General features: G+C 38.4%; 18 protein-coding genes and 2 pseudogenes. 14 read left to right on the forward strand and 6 right to left on the reverse strand.

From position 1 onward, the window contains the following. The first annotated feature begins 19 nt into the window (after nucleotides 1-19). The 11 genes and pseudogenes from adk (at nucleotide 20) to VSAL_RS04625 (ending at nucleotide 12,295) form a co-directional block, all read left to right on the forward strand. Entirely contained in the window at nucleotides 20-667 is a 648-nt protein-coding gene (gene adk / locus VSAL_RS04575; protein ID WP_012549604.1) for an adenylate kinase, read from the forward strand. A gap of 83 nt (nucleotides 668-750) precedes the next feature. After that, complete coding sequence (hemH, locus tag VSAL_RS04580; protein ID WP_012549605.1) at nucleotides 751-1,719, forward strand: ferrochelatase; 969 nt, start codon at nucleotides 751-753, stop codon at nucleotides 1,717-1,719. 349 nt (nucleotides 1,720-2,068) lie between these two features. Continuing rightward, a complete protein-coding gene (tig, locus tag VSAL_RS04585; RefSeq protein ID WP_012549606.1) occupies nucleotides 2,069-3,367 on the forward strand; it encodes a trigger factor in 1,299 nt (432 codons plus the stop codon). Nucleotides 3,368-3,467: 100 nt separating this feature from the next. Beyond that, on the forward strand, nucleotides 3,468-4,091 hold the full coding sequence (gene clpP / locus VSAL_RS04590) for an ATP-dependent Clp endopeptidase proteolytic subunit ClpP (RefSeq protein ID WP_012549607.1): 624 nt from the start codon (nucleotides 3,468-3,470) through the stop codon (nucleotides 4,089-4,091). An 86-nt stretch (nucleotides 4,092-4,177) separates the two neighbouring features. Then, nucleotides 4,178-5,230: pseudogene (gene clpX / locus VSAL_RS04595) on the forward strand (ATP-dependent protease ATP-binding subunit ClpX); the annotation flags it as partial. A 109-nt stretch (nucleotides 5,231-5,339) separates the two neighbouring features. Beyond that, nucleotides 5,340-6,548: an IS4-like element ISVsa5 family transposase gene (locus VSAL_RS04600; RefSeq protein ID WP_001339197.1), complete on the forward strand. Its 1,209-nt coding sequence runs from the start codon at nucleotides 5,340-5,342 to the stop codon at nucleotides 6,546-6,548. 14 nt (nucleotides 6,549-6,562) lie between these two features. Next, a pseudogene (gene clpX / locus VSAL_RS04605) lies at nucleotides 6,563-6,802 on the forward strand (ATP-dependent Clp protease ATP-binding subunit ClpX); the annotation flags it as partial. A 133-nt stretch (nucleotides 6,803-6,935) separates the two neighbouring features. After that, on the forward strand, nucleotides 6,936-9,299 hold the full coding sequence (lon, locus tag VSAL_RS04610) for an endopeptidase La (protein ID WP_012549608.1): 2,364 nt from the start codon (nucleotides 6,936-6,938) through the stop codon (nucleotides 9,297-9,299). Nucleotides 9,300-9,462: 163 nt separating this feature from the next. Next, the gene (locus VSAL_RS04615; RefSeq protein ID WP_023603608.1) at nucleotides 9,463-9,735 is read left to right on the forward strand and encodes an HU family DNA-binding protein; all 273 of its coding nucleotides are present in this window, start codon (nucleotides 9,463-9,465) and stop codon (nucleotides 9,733-9,735) included. Nucleotides 9,736-9,936: 201 nt separating this feature from the next. Then, the gene (ppiD, locus tag VSAL_RS04620; protein WP_012549610.1) at nucleotides 9,937-11,793 is read left to right on the forward strand and encodes a peptidylprolyl isomerase; all 1,857 of its coding nucleotides are present in this window, start codon (nucleotides 9,937-9,939) and stop codon (nucleotides 11,791-11,793) included. 205 nt (nucleotides 11,794-11,998) lie between these two features. After that, a complete protein-coding gene (locus VSAL_RS04625; protein WP_012549611.1) occupies nucleotides 11,999-12,295 on the forward strand; it encodes a ComEA family DNA-binding protein in 297 nt (98 codons plus the stop codon). Between the two features lie 90 nt (nucleotides 12,296-12,385). Here the strand turns inward: VSAL_RS04625 and VSAL_RS04630 are convergent, their stop codons facing one another. Beyond that, a complete protein-coding gene (locus VSAL_RS04630) occupies nucleotides 12,386-13,741 on the reverse strand; it encodes a peptide MFS transporter (protein WP_012549612.1) in 1,356 nt (451 codons plus the stop codon). A gap of 394 nt (nucleotides 13,742-14,135) precedes the next feature. Between VSAL_RS04630 and rfaH the strand changes: the two genes are divergently transcribed. Continuing rightward, nucleotides 14,136-14,633 carry a transcription/translation regulatory transformer protein RfaH gene (gene rfaH / locus VSAL_RS04635; protein WP_012549613.1) on the forward strand — a complete coding sequence of 166 codons (498 nt, stop codon included), beginning with the start codon at nucleotides 14,136-14,138 and terminating at the stop codon, nucleotides 14,631-14,633. A 46-nt stretch (nucleotides 14,634-14,679) separates the two neighbouring features. On the opposite strand, the gene asnB is transcribed toward rfaH, so the two are convergent. The 4 genes from asnB to nagA form a co-directional block, all read right to left on the reverse strand. Continuing rightward, a complete protein-coding gene (gene asnB, locus VSAL_RS04640) occupies nucleotides 14,680-16,347 on the reverse strand; it encodes an asparagine synthase B (RefSeq protein WP_012549614.1) in 1,668 nt (555 codons plus the stop codon). A 281-nt stretch (nucleotides 16,348-16,628) separates the two neighbouring features. Continuing rightward, nucleotides 16,629-18,212, reverse strand: a complete 1,584-nt coding sequence (locus VSAL_RS04645) for a cation:proton antiporter family protein (protein WP_012549615.1) — start codon at nucleotides 18,210-18,212, stop codon at nucleotides 16,629-16,631. Between the two features lie 78 nt (nucleotides 18,213-18,290). Then, on the reverse strand, nucleotides 18,291-19,505 hold the full coding sequence (gene nagC, locus VSAL_RS04650) for a DNA-binding transcriptional regulator NagC (protein ID WP_012549616.1): 1,215 nt from the start codon (nucleotides 19,503-19,505) through the stop codon (nucleotides 18,291-18,293). Nucleotide 19,506: 1 nt separating this feature from the next. Next, nucleotides 19,507-20,643 carry an N-acetylglucosamine-6-phosphate deacetylase gene (nagA, locus tag VSAL_RS04655; protein WP_012549617.1) on the reverse strand — a complete coding sequence of 379 codons (1,137 nt, stop codon included), beginning with the start codon at nucleotides 20,641-20,643 and terminating at the stop codon, nucleotides 19,507-19,509. Nucleotides 20,644-21,044: 401 nt separating this feature from the next. On the opposite strand from nagA, the gene nagE reads away from it, so the two are divergent. Together nagE and glnS are read left to right on the forward strand one after the other, a co-directional pair. Next, nucleotides 21,045-22,535, forward strand: a complete 1,491-nt coding sequence (nagE, locus tag VSAL_RS04660) for an N-acetylglucosamine-specific PTS transporter subunit IIBC (protein ID WP_012549618.1) — start codon at nucleotides 21,045-21,047, stop codon at nucleotides 22,533-22,535. 168 nt (nucleotides 22,536-22,703) lie between these two features. Further along, nucleotides 22,704-24,362, forward strand: coding sequence for a glutamine--tRNA ligase (glnS, locus tag VSAL_RS04665; protein ID WP_012549619.1), 1,659 nt, complete (start codon nucleotides 22,704-22,706; stop codon nucleotides 24,360-24,362). A gap of 73 nt (nucleotides 24,363-24,435) precedes the next feature. Here glnS and fur read toward each other — a convergent pair whose 3' ends face one another. Beyond that, on the reverse strand, nucleotides 24,436-24,879 hold the full coding sequence (gene fur / locus VSAL_RS04670) for a ferric iron uptake transcriptional regulator (protein WP_012549620.1): 444 nt from the start codon (nucleotides 24,877-24,879) through the stop codon (nucleotides 24,436-24,438). Nucleotides 24,880-24,895: the final 16 nt, after the last annotated feature.

Raw genomic sequence — 24,895 nt, forward strand, 5'->3', positions numbered from 1 at the left:
AATTTTTAAGGGGAAAACAATGCGTATCATCCTTTTAGGTGCACCAGGTGCGGGTAAAGGTACTCAAGCTCAGTTCATCATGGATAAATTTGGTATTCCACAAATATCTACAGGTGACATGCTACGTGCAGCGATTATTAAAGCGGGCACTGAAATGGGCAAACAAGCGAAATCAGTAATTGATGCGGGTCAACTTGTCTCTGATGAGATCATTCTTGGTCTTGTTAAAGAGCGTATTGCTCAAGAAGATTGCGCTAAAGGTTTCCTATTAGATGGTTTCCCTCGTACGATCCCTCAAGCAGATGGCCTAAAAGAAAATGGCGTATCAATCGATTACGTTCTTGAGTTTGACGTTGCTGACGAAGTGATTGTTGAGCGTATGTCTGGTCGTCGTGCTCATCTTCCTTCTGGTCGTACTTATCATGTTACGTTCAACCCATCTAAGGTTGAAGGTCAAGATGATGTAACTGGCGAACCGCTGGTTATTCGTGAGGATGATAAACCAGAAACAGTTCTTGCTCGTTTAGGTGTTTACCATGAGCAAACTGCACCACTGATTGCTTATTACACTAAAGAAGCAGAAGCAGGTAAAACAGAATATCTTAAATTTGATGGTACTAAATTAGTAGCAGAAGTGAGTGCTGAGATCGAAAAAGTACTTTCGTAATCTTACCTAAGTCATCATTTATTGTTATATTGAAGGCGGCCTTATTGGTCGCCTTTTTTTATAGACAATAATGGATAATAACAGTGAATAATAAAAAAGCAGGGGTGCTATTAGTTAACCTAGGTACACCTACGGCGCCAACAGCAGCGGCAGTAAAAACGTTTTTATCAGAATTCTTACATGATAAGAGAGTTGTTGATATGAACCGTTTTATTTGGTGCCCTTTGCTTCATGGGGTGATTCTACCGATTAGAGCGCCTAAAGTTGCAAAGCTATACCAGAGTGTTTGGATGGAAGACGATTCACCATTAATGGTTTATTCACAACGTCAAGTGAGCGCATTACAAGATCGTCTTTCTCTTCCTGTCGCTTTAGGCATGACTTACGGTCAACCTGCGATTAAGTCTGGAATTGAGTTATTAGAAGAGCAAGGTTGTGATGAGATAATCATTTTACCGTTATATCCACAATATTCTAGAACAACAACGGCGGCTGTTTTTGACCAAATCGGTAAGCAATATAAAACAACATCGGTGTTGCCTAATTTTACGATGGTTCATAATTACCACGATCACCCACTTTATATAAAAGCACTTGCAGAGTCGATTCGCCTTTCTTGGAAAGAAAAAGGAAAAGGGGATTATGTGTTATGTTCTTATCATGGTATCCCACAGCGTTTCGTTGATAATGGGGATATCTATGCTGAACATTGTATACGTACGACAGAATTACTTGCTGAAGAGCTTGGCTTAAACTCAGAACAAATTGGCATGAGTTATCAGTCGCGTTTTGGTCGAGAAGCATGGTTGCAACCCTATACTTCTGAAACATTAAAAGAACTGGCGCCAAAAGGGATAAAATCATTAGATATTATTAGCCCTGCGTTTTCTGTTGATTGTTTAGAAACACTTGAAGAGTTGTCTGAAGAGTGTAAAGAAATTTATATGACAGCAGGTGGTGAAAAATACACCTTTATTCCTTGTTTAAATGACGATGAATTACATATTGAGATGATGGCAGCTATTGTCAGTAGTAAGATTTCACGTAGTTAACCTCGTTTTTTAGAAAAAAAAGCGTTTAAAAGGGTTGAAAAATACTAGTCATTGCCCAATTTCTTATTAAAGATTATCTACGTGTGTAGTGAGCCTCGACATAGATGGGTCAGATCGCTACAATATCGCGTCTTATTTTGCCACTTGGCTAAATGTCGTATTTTATTCAATGAAATACGCGATCTACTTATTATTAAGATAAGCAGATAGAAGAAAGATACCCAAGTTTGGTATCACGAATCATAGGGGTTACGGTTTCTATTTTATTAGGCCTGTAACGCAAGGATGCGACACGTATTTTTTGTCGCAAACTCAGAGAACCTGAGTCGATTTTGAGGTTTATATAAACATGCAAGTTACCGTTGAAACTAAAGAAGGCCTAGAGCGCGTTCTAACTATTACTGTTCCTGCTGCAAACATTGAAGATGCTGTAAATGCAGAGCTTCGTAACATCGCTAAAAATCGTCGTTTTGATGGCTTCCGTAAAGGTAAAGTTCCAATGAAGATGGTTGCTAAAATGTACGGCAGTGCTGTTCGTCACGATAAAATGGGTGAAGTTATGCAACGTCACTTCATTGAAGCGATCGTTAAAGACAAAATCAACCCAGCAGGCGCTCCAACATTTGCACCAGTTGAATTTGCTGAAGGCCAAGATTTAGTATTCACTGCAACATTTGAAATCTACCCAGAAGTAACACTTCAAGGTCTAGACAAAGTTGTTGTTGAGAAACCACAAGTTGAAGTTAAAGACGAAGACGTAGCAGAAATGCTAGAAACGTTACGTAAGCAACAAGCTACTTGGTCAGATGCTGACGTTGCGGCTGAAGATGGCACTCGCGCTACAATCAACTTTGTTGGTTCTATCGATGGTGAGCTATTTGAAGGCGGAAAAGCAGATAACTTCCCTCTAGAAATGGGCCAAGGTCGTATGATCCCTGGTTTCGAAGACGGTATCAAAGGTAAGAAAGCAGGCGACGAACTAACTATCAATGTTAACTTCCCTGAAGATTACCACGCTGAAAACCTAAAAGGTAAAGCTGCAGAATTTGCTATTACAGTAGTTAAAGTTGAAGCTCGTGAACTTCCAGAAATGAACGATGAGTTCGTAACTAAGTTTGGTGCTCAAGGCGGCGTTGAAGGTCTTAAAACTGAAGTTCGTAAGAACATGGAGCGTGAATTAGCTCAAACAGTTAAAAACAAGATCAAAGAACAAGCAATCAATGGCCTAGTTGAACAAAACAACATTGACGTACCTTCTGCTCTTATCGATCAAGAAGTTCAAGTTTTACGTCAACAAGCAGTTCAACGTTTTGGCGGTAACGCGGATTCAGCTCCTGAGCTTCCACGTGAATTGTTCGAAGAACAAGCTAAGCGTCGTGTAGTTGTAGGTCTTCTTCTTGGTGAAGTAATCAAAACTGAAGAACTAAAAGCTGACGATGAGAAAGTAAAAGCACTTATCAACGAAATGGCTTCTGCTTACGAAGATCCAACTGAAGTTGTTGCTTACTACGAAGGCAACGAACAAATGATGAACAACATGCGTAATGTTGCTCTAGAAGAACAAGCGATTGATGCTATTTTAGCTAAAGCGCAAGTTTCTGAAAAAGCGGTTGGCTTTAACGAACTAATGAATCAACAACCAGCTTAATTTAAAATTAATTAAGTAGTTGACTTAGTTTCAAAAGATCTGCTAATAATGGTTCGAATGAAGCGTCATTCGGACCATTTATTTTATAAGGGATACGGTTATGAGCTATCAAGAAAACAATGCAATGCCTTCTATTATGGATGCACTTGTTCCTATGGTTGTTGAACAAACTTCACGTGGTGAGCGTTCGTATGATATTTATTCCCGTCTGTTAAAAGAGCGCGTTATCTTTTTAACAGGTCAAGTTGAAGATCACATGGCCAACCTAGTTGTGGCACAGTTGCTTTTCCTTGAGTCTGAAAACCCTGATAAGGATATCTTCCTATATATTAACTCTCCAGGCGGCTCAGTTACTGCAGGTATGTCTATCTATGACACCATGCAGTTTATTAAGCCAAATGTAAGTACGGTATGTATGGGTCAAGCATGTTCTATGGGTGCTTTCTTACTTGCAGGTGGCGCACCAGGTAAACGTTATGTATTACCTAATTCTCGTGTGATGATTCACCAACCACTTGGTGGTTTCCAAGGCCAAGCATCTGATATTCAAATTCATGCGCAAGAAATCTTAACGATTAAAAAGAAATTGAATACATTACTTGCTGAGCATACAGGCCAACCATTAGAAGTGATCGAAAAAGATACAGATCGTGATAACTTCATGGCTGCAGATGATGCAGTGAAATATGGTCTTGTAGATGCTGTGCTAAATAAGCGTGACTAATTAATAAAAAAGCAGTAACGTTTACAGTAAAGAAGGTAAGTTGGTATAGACTTACAGCATAAAGGCAACGTTTAAGAGGTTAGCAAATGACAGACAAGCGTAAAGACGAAAATAGTGGAAAGTTACTATATTGCTCTTTTTGCGGAAAAAGCCAGCATGAAGTTCGTAAACTAATTGCAGGTCCTTCTGTTTATGTTTGTGATGAGTGTGTTGATTTATGTAACGACATTATTCGCGAAGAGCTAAAAGATAATACTCTGTCTTCAAAAGAGAGCAGTGAAGAACTACCAACACCGCAAAATATTCGTGGTCATCTAGATGAGTACGTTATTGGTCAAGAACATGCTAAAAAAGTATTAGCGGTAGCGGTATACAATCACTACAAGCGTTTACGTAATGGCGATACTACAAAAGATGGCGTTGAGCTTGGTAAGAGTAATATTCTACTTATCGGACCAACAGGTAGTGGTAAAACATTACTTGCTGAAACGCTAGCTCGTTTCTTGGATGTTCCGTTTACTATGGCGGATGCAACCACATTAACAGAAGCCGGCTATGTAGGTGAAGATGTAGAAAACATCATTCAAAAGCTGCTACAAAAATGCGATTACGATCCAGCAAAAGCGGAACGTGGCATTGTATATATCGATGAAATTGACAAAATTTCTCGTAAGTCTGAAAACCCATCGATCACACGTGATGTCTCTGGTGAAGGTGTTCAGCAAGCATTATTGAAATTGATTGAAGGTACAATTGCATCAGTACCACCTCAAGGTGGACGTAAACATCCACAACAAGAATTCTTACAAGTAGATACTTCTAAGATTTTATTTATTTGTGGCGGTGCGTTTGCAGGCTTAGATAAAGTAATTGAACAACGAGTTGCAATTGGCACGGGTATTGGCTTTGCTGCTGATGTTCGTTCTAAAGATGACAAAGCAACCGTCGGTGACTTATTGAAGCAAATTGAGCCTGAAGATTTAATTAAATTCGGTTTAATTCCAGAGTTTATTGGTCGTTTACCAGTAACCACGACATTAACTGAATTAGATGAAGAAGCGTTGATCCAAATTTTAAGTCAACCTAAGAATGCATTAACTAAGCAATATGCTGCGTTATTTGATTTGGAAGGTGCTGAATTCTGATGAATCCCCTAATGATTTTGGTAAAAATCATTAAGTTAAGGTGGATACACATCTTGTCATATGATCAAATGGTTTCGCGAAAAATCAATAATCAGACAACAAGATGTGCGAACTCGATATTTTACACGACTCTCTTTACCAATTCTGCCCCGAATTACACTTAAAACGACTCAACAGCTTAACGTTGGCTTGCCACGCATTACTTGACTGTAAAACTCTCACTCTTACCGAACTTGGCCGTAACCTGCCAACCAAAGCGAGAACAAAACATAACATCAAACGAATCGACCGATTGTTAGGTAATCGTCACCTCCACAAAGAGCGACTCGCTGTATACCGTTGGCATGCTAGCTTTATCTGTTCGGGCAATACGATGCCCATTGTACTTGTTGACTGGTCTGATATTCGTGAGCAAAAACGACTTATGGTATTGCGAGCTTCAGTCGCACTACACGGTCGTTCTGTTACTCTTTATGAGAAAGCGTTCCCGCTTTCAGAGCAATGTTCAAAGAAAGCTCATGACCAATTTCTAGCCGACCTTGCGAGCATTCTACCGAGTAACACCACACCGCTCATTGTCAGTGATGCTGGCTTTAAAGTGCCATGGTATAAATCCGTTGAGAAGCTGGGTTGGTACTGGTTAAGTCGAGTAAGAGGAAAAGTACAATATGCAGACCTAGGAGCGGAAAACTGGAAACCTATCAGCAACTTACATGATATGTCATCTAGTCACTCAAAGACTTTAGGCTATAAGAGGCTGACTAAAAGCAATCCAATCTCATGCCAAATTCTATTGTATAAATCTCGCTCTAAAGGCCGAAAAAATCAGCGCTCGACACGGACTCATTGTCACCACCCGTCACCTAAAATCTACTCAGCGTCGGCAAAGGAGCCATGGGTTCTAGCAACTAACTTACCTGTTGAAATTCGAACACCCAAACAACTTGTTAATATCTATTCGAAGCGAATGCAGATTGAAGAAACCTTCCGAGACTTGAAAAGTCCTGCCTACGGACTAGGCCTACGCCATAGCCGAACGAGCAGCTCAGAGCGTTTTGATATCATGCTGCTAATCGCCCTGATGCTTCAACTAACATGTTGGCTTGCGGGCGTTCATGCTCAGAAACAAGGTTGGGACAAGCACTTCCAGGCTAACACAGTCAGAAATCGAAACGTACTCTCAACAGTTCGCTTAGGCATGGAAGTTTTGCGGCATTCTGGCTACACAATAACAAGGGAAGACTTACTCGTGGCTGCAACCCTACTAGCTCAAAATTTATTCACACATGGTTACGCTTTGGGGAAATTATGAGGGGATCTCTCAGTGCTGAATTAGAATTTCGTGAAGATGCTTTGAGAGCAATTGCTAAAAAAGCAATGAGCCGTAAAACAGGTGCTCGTGGTCTTCGTTCAATTTTAGAAGCGATATTATTAGATACTATGTATGAATTACCATCTAAAGAAGGTGTTTCTAAAGTAGTTATCGACGAGTCTGTAATTAACGGTGAGTCAGAACCATTGTTGATGTTTGAAAATACAGAAACGAAAGCAATATCTGCAGAATAGTGTAATTTAGCTAATAAACAGACAAAAAGGAGGCATTGGCCTCCTTTTTTATTTTTTAATTTAAAATAATGTTGAATCTTAGCTACTTGCCCCCATATTATTTCTATAGATACTGACGGAGAGAGAGAAGAATATGAACCTGGAGCGTTCCGAGCGCATTGAGATACCAGTTCTGCCATTACGAGATGTAGTGGTGTATCCGCATATGGTTATTCCACTATTTGTGGGCCGTGAAAAATCCATCCGTTGCTTAGAAGCTGCAATGGAGCAGAACAAACAAGTCTTGCTTGTGGCACAAAAAGAAGCCGCTAAAGAAGAGCCGCAACTAGATGACCTGCACAGTGTTGGTACTATCGCGACTATTTTGCAACTATTGAAGTTGCCTGATGGTACTGTAAAGGTATTAGTTGAAGGTCAGCAGCGTGCAAAAATACATCAATTTTTAGAAGCAGATTTTTTTACTGCGGATGCCGAATTTTTAGTTACCCCTGAAATTGATGATGCTGAACAAGAAGTGATTATGCGTTCTGCAATTAATCAATTCGATGGTTTTATCAAACTGAATAAAAAGATCCCACCAGAAGTTCTGACTTCTTTGAGTGGTATTGAAGATGCCGCGCGTTTAGCCGATACCATTGCTGCTCATATGCCACTAAAGCTTGCTGATAAGCAAGAAGTGTTAGAGTTGATTGATGTGATCGCTCGTTTAGAGTTTTTGATGGGCATGATGGAGTCTGAAATAGACCTTCTGCAAATTGAAAAACGCATTCGTGGCCGCGTTAAAAAACAAATGGAAAAGAGTCAGCGTGAGTACTATTTGAATGAGCAAATGAAAGCCATTCAAAAAGAACTGGGCGACTTAGATGACGCTCCTGATGAATTTGAAGCTCTGCAAAAGAAAATTGCAGACGCTAAAATGCCAAAAGAAGCGCAAGAAAAAGCGGAACAAGAATTACAGAAGCTAAAGATGATGTCTCCGATGTCAGCAGAAGCAACCGTGGTTCGTAGTTACATTGACTGTATGGTTGGTGTGCCTTGGTTTAAGCGCTCTAAAGTCAAAAAAGACTTAGCTAAAGCAGAAGATATCCTAAACGCTGACCACTATGGCTTAGAACGTGTTAAAGAACGTATTCTTGAGTATTTAGCGGTTCAAAGTCGAGTGACTAAACTTAAAGGTCCGATTCTTTGTTTAGTTGGACCTCCTGGTGTTGGTAAAACATCATTAGGGCAATCTATTGCGAGAGCGACAGGGCGTAAATATACACGAATGGCACTTGGTGGCGTTCGTGACGAAGCTGAGATTCGTGGTCATAGACGCACGTATATTGGTTCTTTACCTGGTAAATTAATTCAAAAAATGTCAAAAGTTGAGGTTAAAAACCCACTTTTCTTATTAGATGAAATTGATAAAATGTCTTCTGATATGCGCGGTGATCCAGCCTCTGCACTTCTTGAGGTGTTGGATCCAGAGCAAAACAGCACATTTAGTGATCATTATTTAGAAGTTGATTACGATTTATCTGATGTCATGTTTGTTGCAACATCGAATTCTATGAATATTCCAGGTCCATTGCTTGACCGTATGGAAGTGATTCGTTTATCTGGGTATACCGAAGACGAAAAGCTAAACATAGCTAAAAATCATTTATTGATGAAGCAAGTAAAGCGCAATGGTCTTAAAGAAGATGAAATTCAAATCGATGATTCAGCCATTATGGGAATTATCCGTTATTACACTAGAGAAGCTGGTGTACGTAGCTTAGAGAGAGAAATCTCTAAATTATGTCGTAAAGCAGTGAAGCAAATCTTACTTGATAAATCGATTAAAAAAGTAACGATTAATCAAGATAATCTAAAAGATTTCTTAGGTGTTCAACGTTGTGATTACGGTAAAGCAGACACTGAAAATCGAGTGGGTCAGGTTGTTGGTTTAGCATGGACTGAAGTCGGTGGTGATCTATTGACGATTGAAGCGGAATCTATGATTGGTAAAGGCAAACTTGCTTATACTGGTTCTCTTGGTGACGTTATGAAAGAGTCAATTCAAGCGGCAATGACGGTGGTTCGTACTCGAGCTGAAAAATTAGGTATTAATCCTGATTTTTATGAGAAACGTGATATTCATGTTCACGTACCAGAAGGCGCTACACCAAAAGATGGTCCAAGTGCTGGTGTTGGTATGTGTACTGCACTTGTATCAAGCTTAACGGGTAATCCGGTTCGTTCTGATGTTGCAATGACAGGTGAAATTACATTACGTGGTGAAGTACTGCCAATTGGTGGTTTAAAAGAAAAATTATTAGCTGCTCACCGTGGTGGTATTAAAACTGTCATTATTCCAAAAGATAATGAACGTGACTTAGAAGAAATCCCAGCAAACGTAATTGCTGATCTTTCGGTTCATCCTGTGAAGTGGATTGACGAGGTATTAACACTTGCTTTACAAAATGATCCTCAAGGCTTTAGTCTTGAATCGTCTCAAAAAAGTGATGTGTAGCAAAAAACGTTGATATAACAGGGCTGACAGGTCGAAAATACTTGTCAGCTTATAATGAGATAGCTAAGTTAGACACAGTGTTGTGATTTGTTTTTCACACCAAAATTACTATATATGGACTCATTCAATAAATATATGAATGAATAATTTAAAGGGGAATACCGTGAATAAATCTCAATTAGTTGATCAGATTGCTGAAAATGCAGATATCTCAAAAGCAGCAGCAGGCCGTGCTTTAGATGCATTAGTTGAAACAGTGACAGAGACACTAAAAAGTGGCGATCAAGTAACACTTGTTGGTTTCGGCTCGTTTATCGTTCGTGAGCGTGCTGCTCGTACAGGTCGTAATCCTAAGACTGGTGAAGCAATCGAGATTTCTGCTGCAAAAGTACCTGCGTTTAAAGCAGGTAAAGCATTAAAAGATGCGTGTAACTAATCGAAAAAAAGATAAAACTCTACACAAGCCAAGTTAAGGCTAGTAAACTAGAGTGATTGATCGTAGGCGCATCCGATGATGCGCTTTTTTATTGTTAAATTTTTCTTTTGTTGAACTATTTTTAATTTTCACTATCAATAGAAATTAACGTTTTCTTAGGGATTATCATCCCAATTCAGTGATTAGGAGCTAAAACATATTATGATGGATCGAATTCGCGAAGGTTCAACTGGCCTCGTTGTTAAGATCATTCTCGGTCTAATTATTTTCTCATTTGTGTTTGCAGGTGTAGGTAGTTATTTAGTCGGTGGTAGTCAACCTCTAGCGGCTAAAGTCGGTGAGCGTGAAATAACACGAAATGATTTTGAACAAGTTTATCAAAATGAACGCAACCGTATGCAATCTCAACTGGGCGAATATTTTTCGACTCTACTTGGTGACCCTGCGTATGTAGAGCAATTCCGAAAGTCAGTTTTAGATCGTATGGTCAATGATGCTTTACTCGATAACCAAGCTCAAGAACTTGGTTTACGTGTAAGTGATGAACAAATACGCCAAGCAATTTTATCTATGCCTCAGTTCCAAAAAGATGGAAAGTTTGACGAAGAAATCTTTAATGTCTCATTACGCCGCGCTGGTTTCACTTCAGACAGCTTCGCTGAGTATTTACGTGGTGATCTTGTTCGTAATCAATTAGTGTCAGCGTTAGAATCAACGGAATTTACGCTAAGTAATGAAGTTAAAGCGCAAGGTGAACTTGAAGGTCAGCAACGTGAAATTCGTACCATTACTTTAGATACAGCAACATTTGCTAAAAATGCAAAAGTGACTGAAGAAGAAGTAAAAGAATACTATGATGCGAATAAACAACAATTTGTTCGTCCAGAACAAGTTAAAGTTTCTTATATTGAATTATCTGGTGAATCATTGAAGGCACAAGCGCCAATTACTGATGAAGAAATTCAAACGTATTACAATGAGAATCAAGATAAGTACTCAACGCAAGAAAAACGTGAAGTAAGCCATATTCTTATCAAAGGTGACGAAGCTGACGCTCAAGCGGTTCTTGCTCGTTTAGATGCAGGTGAAGATTTCGCTACTGTAGCGAAAGAAGACTCGCAAGATATTCCAACAGCAAAAGAAGGTGGTTCTTTAGGTTGGATTGAACGCGGTGTGATTGATCCTGAATTTGAAGATGCCGCTTTCCAACTTGTTAATGTAGGCGATCATTCAGGCTTAGTTAAATCTGCATTTGGTTATCATATTATTCAATTAGATGCGATTGAAGCACCAAAAACTAAGCCTTTGGCTAAAGTAAGTGCGGACATTAAAGCGTTTTTAGTTGATGAGCACGCTGCAGATGCTTTTTATAGCATGCAGACAGAATTAGCAGAAAAAGCATTTGAATCTCCTGATTCACTAGATGATGCTGCTGAAGCCGTAAATGCAAAAGTAATTACTTCTGATTTCTTCTCTCAAGCGGATGCACCAGCATTGCTAGCAAATAGTGATGTGCTTCAAGCTATTTATAGCGCAGAAGTAAAAGAAGATGGCTTAAATTCTGATGTTATTGAGATTGCTCCTGAACACGTAGTTGTTGTTCGTGTTGAAGAGTCTCGTGATGAAATGGTATTACCGTTAGAAGAGGTTAAAGCGTCTGTTATTACTCGCTTATCTCAAGCTAAAGGTGAGCAAAAAGCATTAGAGTTAGCGAAGAATATAATTACGGCGTTAAATAAAGACGATGATGCATATTTATCAGAGCAAGGCTTAGTATTTACAGAAGCACGAATGATTACTCGTGCAGATGAACTTGCTAACGATGTTTACCGTTTACAAAAACCGACTGCTGATAAGCCTACATACGCTCAAGTAATGGATCGACAAGGTAATAATGTCATTGTTGCTTTGGATGACGTACTAGAACTTGATAATAGCGCAATGGCTGAACAAGTAAGTACTCGTCTGCTTAGAACTCAGACACAACAAGATTTAACGGCGACACTTGATACGCTTAAATCTAATACTGAAATTAGTTATCCATTATTAGAGCAATAATTTAGTTCAATGTAATTGATAAGTAAATCAGACGGGCTCCTTATTGGAGCCCGTCGTGTTTTTAAAGAAGGCAAAGTTTTCTTCATTGGGCTAATTCATCGCTTCCACTAATATAAATTTGATGATTGAAATGGATAAGCATTTTCCTGTTGTCTCAGCATCATGGTTACCATTCATTAAATGATAAGGGAAGAGAATGAAAGTTATGTCAGTGTTTATTAATACTCTGTTACTAAGTTTTTGCTTGTTTACTAGCGGTGTAATAAGTGCAAGTGAAAAGGCCATTGATAAACATGAAGGTATTGAGATCGTTGTTAATATAAATAAAGCAGACATCGAAGAGTTAGATACATTACTTATTGGTGTGGGTGAATCTAAAGCTCAAGCGATTATAGATTACCGCAACGAAAATGGTAAATTCACAACGATTAATGAATTAGCTAATGTGAAAGGTATTGGTGAAAAATTGATCGAGAAGAATAAAAACCGTATTAAGTTATAATATAGTTACCTAAAAAAGCCATTTCATACGATGAAATGGCTTTTTAGTTTTAGCCATGTCGTTATTACTTAAATAAGTATTACGATATAACTAGTGTGCTTTTTCAGCCCCGTGCATCCAGCGGATCAACGTTCCTGAAATCATCAATAGTAAAATCCCTGAGATAGTTGCCGAAATTGCGATACCAGCAAAGATGTCTAGTGCCCCTAAACTCTCGACGTGAGAGCCTACAACACCCGCAATGTAATTTGAGATAGCATTGAAACCAAACCATGTCCCCATCATTAAAGAGGCTAAGCGTAGTGGTGCTAATTTAGTGACTAAAGAGAGCCCAATAGGGGATAAACATAATTCGCCTAAAGTATGAAAGAAATAGGCGCCGACTAACCAATACATTGATGTTTTGATTGTTAAGTCCCCACCTTGCTGCATTACAGCACCAACCATGCAAAGAAAACCAATCGCTAAAAAGAATAAGGCGAGAGCAAACTTTATTGGTGAGCTTGGCTCTTTAGGACCTAATTTTATCCATAGGATGGCAATAAGTGGGGCTAATGTAATGATGAAGAATGGATTTAACGATTGAAACCAAGCCGCAGGGACTTCAAATGAACCAATCATTCTATCTGTGTATTGTTGAGAATATATATTCATTAAGCCACCAGCTTGTTCAAAACCGGCCCAAAAGACAATAACGAACAATCCCATCACCATAATAACTTTTAGACGATCGGTTTCTACTTTACTTAAAACATGATGGGATGTTCCTTTTGCTTCTGCTCTTTCTTTTGCAATGTGTGCAGCAGGGCGAACACCGATATCACCTAAGAAGCGTTGTGCAAAAAAGGTCTGAATAATTAAGCTAATAATCATACCAATACCTGCAGCAGCAAAGCCGGCTTTCCATCCCCATATTCCAGTAACAGAACCAGAAACAACACCAGCCAGTAATGAGCCTAAATTGATCCCCATATAGAAGATCGTGAATGCACCATCACGACGATGATCGCCATTTTGGTATAAATCACCCACCATTGTGGATACATTTGGTTTGAATAATCCATTACCAGCAATAAGGAATCCTAAACCAACATAAAAGAGAGTCTCAACCGAGAGTGGCAAGGTATTATGAGGAAGAGCCAACGTAAATTGGCCGATGACCATTAAAAAACCACCAATAAGTAATGATTTTCGTTGGCCAAGATAATTATCTGCTAACCAACCACCAATGAGTGGTGTGATATACATAAGAGCGGTATAGGTACCATATAGGCTTAATGCATCCTTAACGGTCCAGCCTAAACCACCATTAATGGTTCTATCTGTTAAATATAAGACTAAAATCGCCCTCATGGCGTAATAAGAGAATCGTTCCCATAATTCAGTTCCAAAAAGTAGGAAAAGCCCTTGAGGGTGTCCCATTAATAACTTGTTGTTATTTGGCATAATGCTCTCTTTAGTCAATTTTATTTTAATTTTTTATAGTAGTTAAATTTATACTCTCTCAATGTAATTACTGCAACAAAGTTTGAATAAATGTGATCTATTTAACACCCTAAGTCATTGAAATATTTAGAAACACCTTGCGCATAGTTGGGATTCTATCCTAGAGTTCACTATAACCATAGTTGTCATTATCTATTGTAGTGCCTATTTTGGGTTTATTATCTTATTTTCTGTTGATTTCTAGTTTTTTAATCTTATTTATGCAATGTTAATGAAGTTAACATCTTATTGATGTGTGTATCTTAATTCTATGCTGCCTTTATACAAGGTAGAAATTCTTTTCATTTTGATAGCGTGATATTATTAGCACTGGTTAGGTGCAGGGATAGAGATAATGAAACTGTGGTATTTACTTTATTGTAAACGTGGAGATCAGCAACGAGCAAAGTTGCATCTAGAAAATCAGAATGTAGAGTGTTTTTATCCTGAAATTGACGTCGAAAAGATGATAAGGGGAAAACGAACGACAGTGAAGGAGCCTTTATTTCCTTGTTATATGTTCGTAAGGTTTGATTTTACTGTTGGACCGACCTTTACGACGATTCGTTCAACACGTGGTATTAGTGATTTTGTGCGTTTTGGGTCACAACCTACCGTTTTAAATGGTGATCTTATTTATTCATTAAAGCAATTAGGTGAAAATCTGCATCATAAAAAAACCATAGAGTGCTTGCCTGAAAGTGGACAAAAAGTAGATATTATCGAAGGGCCATATACTGGGATTGATGCTATTTATAAAGAAGCAGATGGAGAAATGCGTTCAATTCTTTTGATTACATTAATAAATAAAAAAGTAGAAATAAAAATAGAAAATATTAATGTGGGTTTCTAAATAAAAAAAGCGCTAAGAGCGCTTTTTTTATGAATGCTTATTTTAGTTAGCTATAAGCTTCGTTATGTATGGCTTGAACGGCTCGTCCTGATGGGTCTGCACAGTTTTTAAATGATTCATCCCACTCAATTGCCTTTGCAGAAGAACAAGCGATAGAAGGTCCGCCAGGTACGCATTTAGCTGCATCTTCAAGAGGAAACAGTTCTTCAAAGATCTCACGATATACATAAGCTTCTTTGGTTAATGGAGTATTGTATGGAAAGCGAAATTTTGCTGATTCCATTTGTTGATCTGTTACTTTTACTTCAGCAGTTTCACGTAAAGAATCAATCCAACCATAACCTACGCCATCAGAGAATTGTTCTTTTTGTCTCCAAGCAATGGCTTCTGGTAAGTCATCTTCAAAACATTCACGAAGAATGTGTTTTTCCATTTTTCCGTTACCACACATCTTATCTTGTGGATTCAATCTCATAGCAACATCAATAAATTCTTTGTCTAAGAAAGGAACGCGGCCTTCAACTCCCCAAGCGGCGAGTGATTTATTGGCACGGGCACAATCAAACATATTTAAAGCAAGCAGCTTACGTACTGTTTCTTCATGGAATTCTTTTTTATTTGGTGCTTTATGGAAATATAAGTAACCACCAAAGATTTCATCAGCACCTTCACCTGAAAGTACCATTTTGATGCCCATTGCTTTGATTTTACGACCCAATAAATACATTGGCGTAGAAGCTCGAATTGTTGTTACATCATATGTTTCAATGTGATAAATAACATCACGAATAGCGTCAAGGCCTTCTTGAATGGTATAAGTCATTTCATGATGGACAGTACCTATTTGGTTAGCAACTTCACGAGCTGCTTTTAAATCAGGTGCACCTTCTAAGCCAACGGCGAATGAGTGCAGTTGCGGCCACCATGCTTCAGATTTTTCGTTGTCTTCAATACGCATAGCTGCGAATTTCTTTGCAACCGCTGAAGTAATTGATGAATCAAGACCACCAGATAGAAGGACACCATAAGGTACATCTGTCATTAATTGACGTTTAACGGCATCTTCTAATGCTTGTTTAAGATCGTCTTTGCTAGTTGGGTTATCTTTTACTGCATCATATTCCATCCAATCTCGTACATAATAACGAGTTGGTTCCGCATCTTTTGAAGAATAGAAGTGACCCGGAGGAAATTCACTCATTGATTTACATACAGGAACAAGCGCTTTCATTTCAGAAGCAATATAATAGTTACCATGCTCATCATAGCCGTGATACATAGGAATGATACCAATGTGGTCACGACCAATTAAGTATTCGTCTTTTTCTTCATCATAAAGAATAAAAGCAAAAATTCCGTTTAGGTCTTCTAATAAATCAGCGCCTTTATCACGATACAGAGCTAAAATAACTTCACAGTCAGAATCTGTTTGGAAATCATAATCATCGGCGTATTTTGCACGAAGCTCTTTATGGTTATAGATTTCACCATTTACAGCGAGGATGTGTTGCTTATCTTTGCTGTATAAAGGTTGAGCACCACTGTTCAAACCGACAATAGCAAGACGTTCATGTGCTAAAATTGCTTTATCTGATGAATAAATTCCAGACCAATCCGGTCCTCTGTGACGTAGTTTTTTTGACATCTCAAGCGCAACTTTGCGAAGTGGCGTAGGGTCACTTTTTATATCTAAAATTCCAAAAATTGAGCACATAAAATTCCCTCTTTTTTTCTTAATTTTTATCGTAAATTATTGTCTTGAATACAATTTGACATAATAACTAAAAAAAACAACCCAGAAATACAAATAAAATCACAAAAACGTAACCTGATTAGAATATATCTAATATTTTAAGTAAAAATTGATTGAATCGTTAATGTAAGAGCCAAAATCAATCGATTTGAAGGGAAAACGAAAGGAAATAAGAAGGAATTGATATCATCCCCTCCTATTTGATGTGCTTGACTATCTTTTGAGTGATTATAAATAAAACGTTATTGATTGAATTTAGGGTTAAGTTGCTCTGTGACATGGCGAGCAAAACCGTTACCTGCTTCATTGTATATATTAAAGGCTGCATCAACCCCTTGCTCTACTAAGCCATCGATTTGGTCATTATAAGCGGCAATTGCGGCGGTTTGTCCTTTGTAATTTCTCGATTTTAGTTGCTCTAAAGCAAATTGATTACCTTGATGGTTTGGCATCGCAAGTAAAACAAGTTTAACGTGAGATGTTGATAAAATGCGTTCCCAAAAATCAGGATCGGTAGCATCACCAGTGATCACGTTTCGTCTTAGTTCTTGATGATGTTTTGCTGCATCGTCTTTAAGTTCTATGCCTAAAATAATATCCCCATATTTATCTTTAAGCTCATCGTAAGCACCGCTACCTATACTACCCATACCTAAAATTAATATTTGTGCTCTACCTGGATTAATCAGTTTATCCATTGAATTTAGCTTTTCTGCGGTATGTTCTTTTAACCAATGGCGAGATCGTTGGTAAATGGAGTGTCCGAAATTATTTAATGGCGCTGAAATAATAAATGATATAGAAACGGCTATAGCGATGGCAACTAGAGTGTCTCCTGGTAACCAACCCATTTTAAAGGCCAGGCCACCAACAATAAGACCAAACTCACTGTAATTAAACAGTGTGAGGGAGGCGAGTAAAGAAGTACGTACACGGAATTTAAATTTATTGATAATAATAAAATATAAAAATCCTTTTACTGGAAGTAATAAAACGAGAAGTAGAGCAAGAGTCAGTCCAGATAGCGTAGGTGCTGCTGATAAACCTATATTTAAGAAGAAACAAATAAGGAGTATTTCTTTTAAGTTAAATAGAGATTTAGATAACTCGGATGCTTTTGAATGGCCAGCGAGTAGCATTCCTAAAATAAGTGCGCCAAGATCCGGTTTCATTCCAACCAATTCAAATGTACCAGCTCCTGCGACTAACGCTAAGAAAATACCATAGAGTACGAGCATCTCACCATGACCCGCCCAATCTAATAGTTTGAAGAAAAGGGGTCTAAATAAAGGAAGGGCAAATAAAGCAAGGGCGGTGATTTCAGGGGTTTTTCCAGTCGATACACTTAAGAATACAACAGCAAAAATATCCTGCATGACCAGAATACCAATGGCTAATGTCCCATAGGTTGCATTCATTTCCCCTTTTTCTTGTAAGGCTTTAACTGCAAAAACGGTACTAGAAAAAGAAAGAGCAAAGCCAAATAACACTAATTGTGCTATTTCTATATTTGCTAGCATGGTAATGCCAAGTAACTTTAACCCTAATAATGCGAGGGTGAAAAATAAGGTTGAAAATACATTATGAAGTGTGGCACCTAACCAAATTTCTTTTGCTAGTAGTGTTTTTATATCAAGTTTTAAACCAATAGAAAATAAGAGAAGAGTGACACCAAGATCAGCAAAAGTAGATAATGTATCGTTAGATTGAAAGCCGAAAGCGTGTAAGCCGAACCCTGCTAATAAAAAGCCTACCAATGGAGGTAAATTAATTTTTAGTGCGATAAAGCCCATAACAAAGGCTGCGATAATAAAGAGCAACTCCATAAAAATATATTTTCCTGAAAGTAATAAAAAGGGCCGCAAATGCAGCCCTTAGAGTAACATGACAAAAATTATTCGTTCTTATTCATCTAATAATTTTTGTAACAAGACACCATTAAGCATTGCGCGCTTAACCATTGAGAAGGCGCCAATAGTTGGTTGGTTGTCGAGTTGTGAGGCTACAACGGGTAAGTTTTTATGGAAAGCGGTTAATGATTGATTTTTAATGCAATTCTGTATTGCAGCAAAGACTATTTTATCCGCTTGGGTGATTGCTCCTGCGATGACTATTTTTTGTGGATTAAATAGGTTTACAGTCATTGCAATCGCTTTACCAAGTTGATTACCAACGCGTAATAAAGTCTGTATTGCTAATTCATCTCCATGGTTTGCGGCATGGCAGATATCAGACATTGTTATCGTTTCTAATTGAGAGAGACTAGATGGATAACCCTGTTCAAGTAACGTTTCTATACGTGAAATAATTGCAGGGTTTGCGGCAACTGTTTCTAAGCAACCAAAGTTACCACATTGGCATTTATCACCGATTGGATCGATTTGAATATGACCGATTTCTCCAACGTTTCGATTGTGCCCTAGAAATACTTTACCATTAACAATAATACCAGCACCGGTTCCTCTATGAACACTCACTAGAATAGAATCTCGGCAATCTTGAGAGGCTCCGAAATAGTGTTCAGCGAGCGCTAAACCTCGAATATCATTACCAACAAAGCATTGAATATCAAAAGTTTCTTTAATGAAGTCAGCCAATGCTAGTTTGTCTATATCGGTATTTGGCATATATTCTACAACGCCCGTTTCTGGGTTAACCAAACCAGGGAGTGTGATACCAATAGCGATGAGTTGTTTGATGGTGTCTTGATTACGGGTAATGAAGTTTTGAAGTAATTTATTTAGGCCATCTAAAAGGTGTTCTTGGTTACTATAATGAAATTCTTGGTATTCACTGGCTAATTCTTTTGTTGAAAGATCAAACAGACTCAGTTGAATATAATCACGACCTAAGCGCACTGCGATTGAATGAAAGGGTGAGGTTTCGGTAGTCAAAGAAATTGCTCTTCGACCACCTGTTGATGCTTGTTGCGCGACTTCTTTAATTAAGCCACGCTCTAATAATTGACGGGTTATCTTGGTAACACTTGCTGGTGCAAGTTGACTAACGTCTGCGATTTGAATTCGAGAAATCGGTCCTTTTTGGTCGATTAAACGATAAACAGCGGCACTGTTTAATTGTTTTACTAGATCTACATTACCAATTTGTCCGTCAGTCATATTAACTTTGCTCGTATTGTCCGTTAACAACAGTCGCTTTTACATTAAAGTCACGATCAAAAATAGCAAGGTTAGCTACCATGTCTTTTTTGATTCGACCAAGTTTATTATCTACACCAATTGCTTGAGCAGGATATAACGTAGCCATACGTAGAGCTTCATCTAAAGCGATTCCAACGTGTTCAACTGTATTCTGAACTGCTTCAATCATAGTCAGAGCTGAGCCACCTAATGTGCCATTTTCATCAACACATTTACCATCCTTGTAATATACTTTCTTCCCCACAAAAATAAAGTATTCCATGTCAGCACCTGCAGGAGCTGTGGCATCGGTCACTAATACTAACTTTTCTTTCTTTATTTTGTGCGCGATACGAATGTTTGCGTAATCAACATGGAAGCCATCAGCGATAATGCCAGCATAAACGTCTGGTGTATCGTAGATGGCACCAACAACACCTGGTTCGCGACCTACCATTGGTGTCATTGCATTAAATAAATGAGTAGCGAATGTAATGCCTGACTCAAAACCTTGCCGAGCTTCAGCATACGTTGCGTTTGTGTGGCCAATTGAAACAACAATACCAGCCTTGTGAAGACGCTCAATATGTTCAGGATCATTTTGCTCAGGAGCCAATGTCACTTTGGTGATTAAATCAGCGTTATCACACATAAGTTGGATCATATCTGAATCTGAGTGACGGATATGATCAACGCTGTGAATGCCTTTTTTCATGACATTTAGGTACGGACCTTCAAGGTGTAAACCTAAAGATTGGTTTTGATATTTATTGTGATATTCACGAGCAGCTTCAATAGAAGCGCGCATATCTTCGTCTGAAGAAGTGATTAATGTAGGTAAAAAGCTAGTACAACCTGATTTAAGGTTTGCTTCATGCATTATTTGCATGGTTTTTGCTGTAATTTCATCATTTAGCATTACACCACCACAGCCATTTAGCTGAAGGTCGATGAAACCAGGGCTTAAATTAGCACCGTCTAAATCTTTACGTTCGATGCCATCAGGAAGTTCAGATGTTAGGCAGATTTTTTCAATATTGGTGCCGTTGATAATCACTGAGTGATCAACAAGAACATCATTACCAGTATAGACTTTACAGTTAGTTAGCGCATACATAGCGTGAATCCTTTAAGTTATAATTTAGTATACAAAAAAAATAGAACTTTTTTTGTGGAAATTTTTAAGCAAGTAAAAAATAAAACTGCTTACTGAGCGGTACACTCTATGTCCTAAATGTTTCGTTCAGTAATGACAAAATTGAGTCTATTTATGACCAAATATTATTCTGGATGTTTTATTCTTTCGAATGATAAAATAAGTTTTATGATCTCGCTAGCAAAATACCTTAAATATTCCCTCTGCAGGTGATAATGATCACAATTAGCTCGCTTTTAATTTGCGGGGCGAAATTAATCCCTTACACTGACCCTGTTAATAACGAGTAGCGAAATAAGTTTATAATAAGCTAACGTAAGCTACTCAAAAAAATCTAAAATCCTTATAGGGGGAATCTAAAGGTGAATATTTTAGGAAAGTTTCAAAAAGTAGGTAAAGCACTGATGGTACCAGTTGCTACATTACCTGCAGCGGCCATTTTAATGGGTATTGGTTACTGGATTGATCCGGTGGCTTGGGGCGGCAATAGTGCATTAGCAGCGTTTTTAATCAAAGCTGGTGCGTCTATTATTGATAACATGTCTGTACTATTCGCAATTGGTGTTGCTTATGGTATGTCTAAAGATAAAGATGGTGCAGCGGCACTTTCTGGTTTTGTTGGTTTCCTTGTTGTAACGAATCTTCTTTCACCAGGTGCGGTAGCTCAAATTCAAGGCATTGATCCTGCTGCTGTTCCTGCTGCTTTTAGTAAGATCAACAACCAATTTGTTGGTATTTTAGTTGGTATCATATCTGCTGAAATTTACAACCGTTTCTCTGCTGTTGAATTGCATAAAACACTTGCATTCTTCTCAGGTAAACGTCTTGTACCTATTCTAACGTCATTTGCAGGTATTTTAATTGCGTTCGTGCTTATGTACGTATGGCCAGCAATCTACGATGGTCTTGTTCACTTCGGCGAATCAATTCAAGGTATGGGTGCTACGGGTGCAGGTATCTATGCATTCTTCAACCGTCTATTGATTCCTGTAGGTCTTCACCATGCACTTAACTCAGTGTTCTGGTTCGACGTTGCTGGTATTAACGACATCCCTAACTTCCTAGGTGGCGCTAAGTCTATCGCTGAAGGTACTGCAACTGTCGGTGTTACCGGTATGTACCAAGCTGGTTTCTTCCCAATCATGATGTTTGGTCTACCAGGCGCAGCACTAGCTATCTACCACACTGCAAAAGTTGAGAACAAAGAAAAAGTAGCATCGATTATGATCGCTGCAGGTTTCGCATCGTTCTTTACGGGTGTAACTGAACCTCTAGAATTCTCATTCATGTTCCTTGCTCCTGCATTGTATGTAGTTCACGCAGCATTGACGGGTATCTCTGTATTCATCGCAGCATCTATGCATTGGATTGCAGGCTTCGGTTTCTCTGCCGGCCTAGTTGATATGGTTCTTTCTAGTCGTAACCCACTAGCGGTTAATTGGTATATGCTAATTATCCAAGGTATCGTTTTCTTCGCTCTATACTACTTTATCTTCCGCGCTGTAATCCTTAAGTTTAACCTTAAGACTCCAGGACGTGAAGACGATGATGAAGAAGAAAGCTCAATCCGTGGTTCTAAAGAAACTGGTGAACTAGCTAAGCAATACCTTAAAGCGCTTGGTGGTCACGACAATATAGAAAACATTGATGCTTGTATTACTCGTTTACGCTTAACTCTTAGAGATACTAGCGTAATCAGCGAGAAGCAACTTAAAGGTCTTGGTGCAATGGGTGTTGTTAAACTTGGTTCAAACAATGTTCAAGTTATCCTAGGTCCTCTTACTGAAATCGTTGCTGGTGAAATGAAAAAAATCCCAGCGTCTGAAGACTTAACAGCAGTTGCACTACCATAATTATTGAGTAAATTAACTCGATTTAATAAGCCGCTCTAATTAGAGCGGCTTTTTTATGGAAATAAAGCAACTATTTGATTCTATATATTGAGTATTGGCCCATAATTGTGGATCATAGGGAGATATGAACAATTTGTTCTTTCTCCTAATACCAATGAGGTGCTTTAGATGAGTGAAACTGAAACTCGTCCTACCAACTTTATCCGTCAAATTATTGATGAAGACCTAAAGTCAGGTAAACATTCCAGTGTCCATACTCGTTTCCCGCCAGAGCCAAACGGTTATCTGCATATCGGACACGCAAAATCTATCTGTTTGAATTTTGGTATTGCTCAAGATTACCAGGGACAGTGTAATCTACGTTTTGATGATACTAACCCTGAAAAAGAAGATATTGAATACGTTGAATCAATCAAAAATGACGTTAAATGGTTAGGTTTTGATTGGAGTGGTGATATTCATTATTCTTCGAATTACTTCGATAAATTGTATGATTACGCGGTCGAATTGATTGAGAAAGGACTGGCTTATGTTGATGAGTTAACCTCTGATCAAATCCGTGAGTACCGTGGTTCTCTTAAAGAGCCGGGTAAAAATAGCCCATACCGTGATCGTAGTGTCGAAGAGAACCTTGCGCTATTTGAACAAATGCGTGATGGTAAATTTAAAGAAGGCACTATTTGCTTACGTGCAAAAATCGACATGGCTTCTTCATTTATCGTTATGCGCGATCCTGTTATTTATCGTATTCGTTTTGCTACTCATCACCAAACTGGCGATAAGTGGTGTATTTACCCAATGTACGATTTTACTCATTGTATTTCGGATGCACTTGAAGGCATTACGCATTCTATCTGTACATTAGAATTCCAAGACAACCGTCGTTTATATGATTGGGTTTTGGAAAATATTACGATTGATTGCCAACCACATCAATATGAGTTTAGCCGTTTAAACTTAGAATACACGATCATGTCTAAGCGTAAGCTTAATGAACTGGTTACTGAGAAATTAGTAAACGGTTGGGATGATCCACGTATGCCTACGGTTTCTGGTTTACGTCGTCGTGGTTTTACTGCGGGGTCTATTCGTGAATTCTGTAAGCGCATTGGTGTAACTAAGCAAGAGAACATGATTGAATTTGGTTCATTAGAATCGTGTATTCGTGATGATCTAAATGAAAATGCACCTCGTGCAATGGCTGTACTTGAACCTGTAAAAGTAGTGATTGAAAACTACGAAGAAGGTAAAGTCGAAACGCTAAACGTTGCAAATCATCCAAATAAACCAGAAATGGGTACTCGTGAAGTTCCATTTACTCGTGAAATTTATATTGAGCAAGATGATTTCCGTGAAGAAGCAAACAAGAAATACAAACGTTTAGTACTTGGTAAAGAAGTGCGTTTACGCGGTGCTTATGTTATTCAAGCAAATCGAATTGAAAAAGACGAAGCGGGTAACATCACGACTATTTTCTGTAGCTATGATACAGAAACGCTAGGTAAAAACCCAGCAGATGGTCGTAAAGTGAAGGGCGTTATTCATTGGGTATCTGCAGACAAAGCGTTCCCTGCAGAAATTCGTCTATATGATCGTTTATTCACAGTGCCAAACTCTGCGGCTTTAGAGGATTTTTCAGAAAGTATTAATCCTGAATCATTAATTACTAAACAGGGTTTTGTTGAACCAAGTTTAGTAACTGCAGAAGCGGAAGCTGGCTATCAATTTGAACGTACAGGCTATTTCTGTATTGATAACAAAGACTCTACTCCAGAGGCTCTTGTATTCAACCGTACAGTAGGTTTACGTGATACTTGGGAAGGTTAATCCTAATCAAGTAATTTATAGATAATAAAAAACCAGCAGAGATGCTGGTTTTTTTATGCACGTAAACTAAATATTAGCCATTATGAGCAGTGGTATTTTCTATGCAGTCACCAGTAATACAATGACCATATAGATATAAGCTGTGATTAGTTAAGCGAACATTGTATTTATTCGCAATGTCTTTCTGACGTTCTTCTATTAGATCATCAGAGAACTCGATTACTTTGCCGCAATCTAGACATACAAGATGATCGTGGTGATGTTGTGTTGCTAGTTCAAAGACCGATTTACCGCCTTCAAAATGATGGCGAGTAACAATACCTGCATCATCAAATTGGTTTAGTACGCGATAAACAGTAGCAAGTCCAATCTCTTCACCAATATCGATTAATTTTTTATATAAATCTTCAGCGCTAATATGTTGGCTCTCGGGTTGCTGTAAGATTTCTAAAATTTTAAGACGCGGAAGAGTTACCTTTAAACCGGCTTTTTTCAGTGCTTGGTTGTTATCTGACATTGACTTTTCCTGTATT

It is taken from the genome of Aliivibrio salmonicida LFI1238 (assembly GCF_000196495.1).
Classification (GTDB): domain Bacteria; phylum Pseudomonadota; class Gammaproteobacteria; order Enterobacterales; family Vibrionaceae; genus Aliivibrio; species Aliivibrio salmonicida.

Coding starts and splice junctions, on each gene's coding strand:
- adk (WP_012549604.1), top strand. CDS start 20: ATGCGTATCATCCTTTTAGGTGCACCAGGTGCGGGTAAAGGTACTCAA.
- tig (WP_012549606.1), top strand. CDS start 2,069: ATGCAAGTTACCGTTGAAACTAAAGAAGGCCTAGAGCGCGTTCTAACT.
- clpP (WP_012549607.1), top strand. CDS start 3,468: ATGAGCTATCAAGAAAACAATGCAATGCCTTCTATTATGGATGCACTT.
- VSAL_RS04600 (WP_001339197.1), top strand. CDS start 5,340: ATGTGCGAACTCGATATTTTACACGACTCTCTTTACCAATTCTGCCCC.
- lon (WP_012549608.1), top strand. CDS start 6,936: ATGAACCTGGAGCGTTCCGAGCGCATTGAGATACCAGTTCTGCCATTA.
- ppiD (WP_012549610.1), top strand. CDS start 9,937: ATGATGGATCGAATTCGCGAAGGTTCAACTGGCCTCGTTGTTAAGATC.
- VSAL_RS04625 (WP_012549611.1), top strand. CDS start 11,999: ATGTCAGTGTTTATTAATACTCTGTTACTAAGTTTTTGCTTGTTTACT.
- VSAL_RS04630 (WP_012549612.1), bottom strand. CDS start 13,741: ATGCCAAATAACAACAAGTTATTAATGGGACACCCTCAAGGGCTTTTC.
- rfaH (WP_012549613.1), top strand. CDS start 14,136: ATGAAACTGTGGTATTTACTTTATTGTAAACGTGGAGATCAGCAACGA.
- asnB (WP_012549614.1), bottom strand. CDS start 16,347: ATGTGCTCAATTTTTGGAATTTTAGATATAAAAAGTGACCCTACGCCA.
- VSAL_RS04645 (WP_012549615.1), bottom strand. CDS start 18,212: ATGGAGTTGCTCTTTATTATCGCAGCCTTTGTTATGGGCTTTATCGCA.
- nagC (WP_012549616.1), bottom strand. CDS start 19,505: ATGACTGACGGACAAATTGGTAATGTAGATCTAGTAAAACAATTAAAC.
- nagA (WP_012549617.1), bottom strand. CDS start 20,643: ATGTATGCGCTAACTAACTGTAAAGTCTATACTGGTAATGATGTTCTT.
- glnS (WP_012549619.1), top strand. CDS start 22,704: ATGAGTGAAACTGAAACTCGTCCTACCAACTTTATCCGTCAAATTATT.
- fur (WP_012549620.1), bottom strand. CDS start 24,879: ATGTCAGATAACAACCAAGCACTGAAAAAAGCCGGTTTAAAGGTAACT.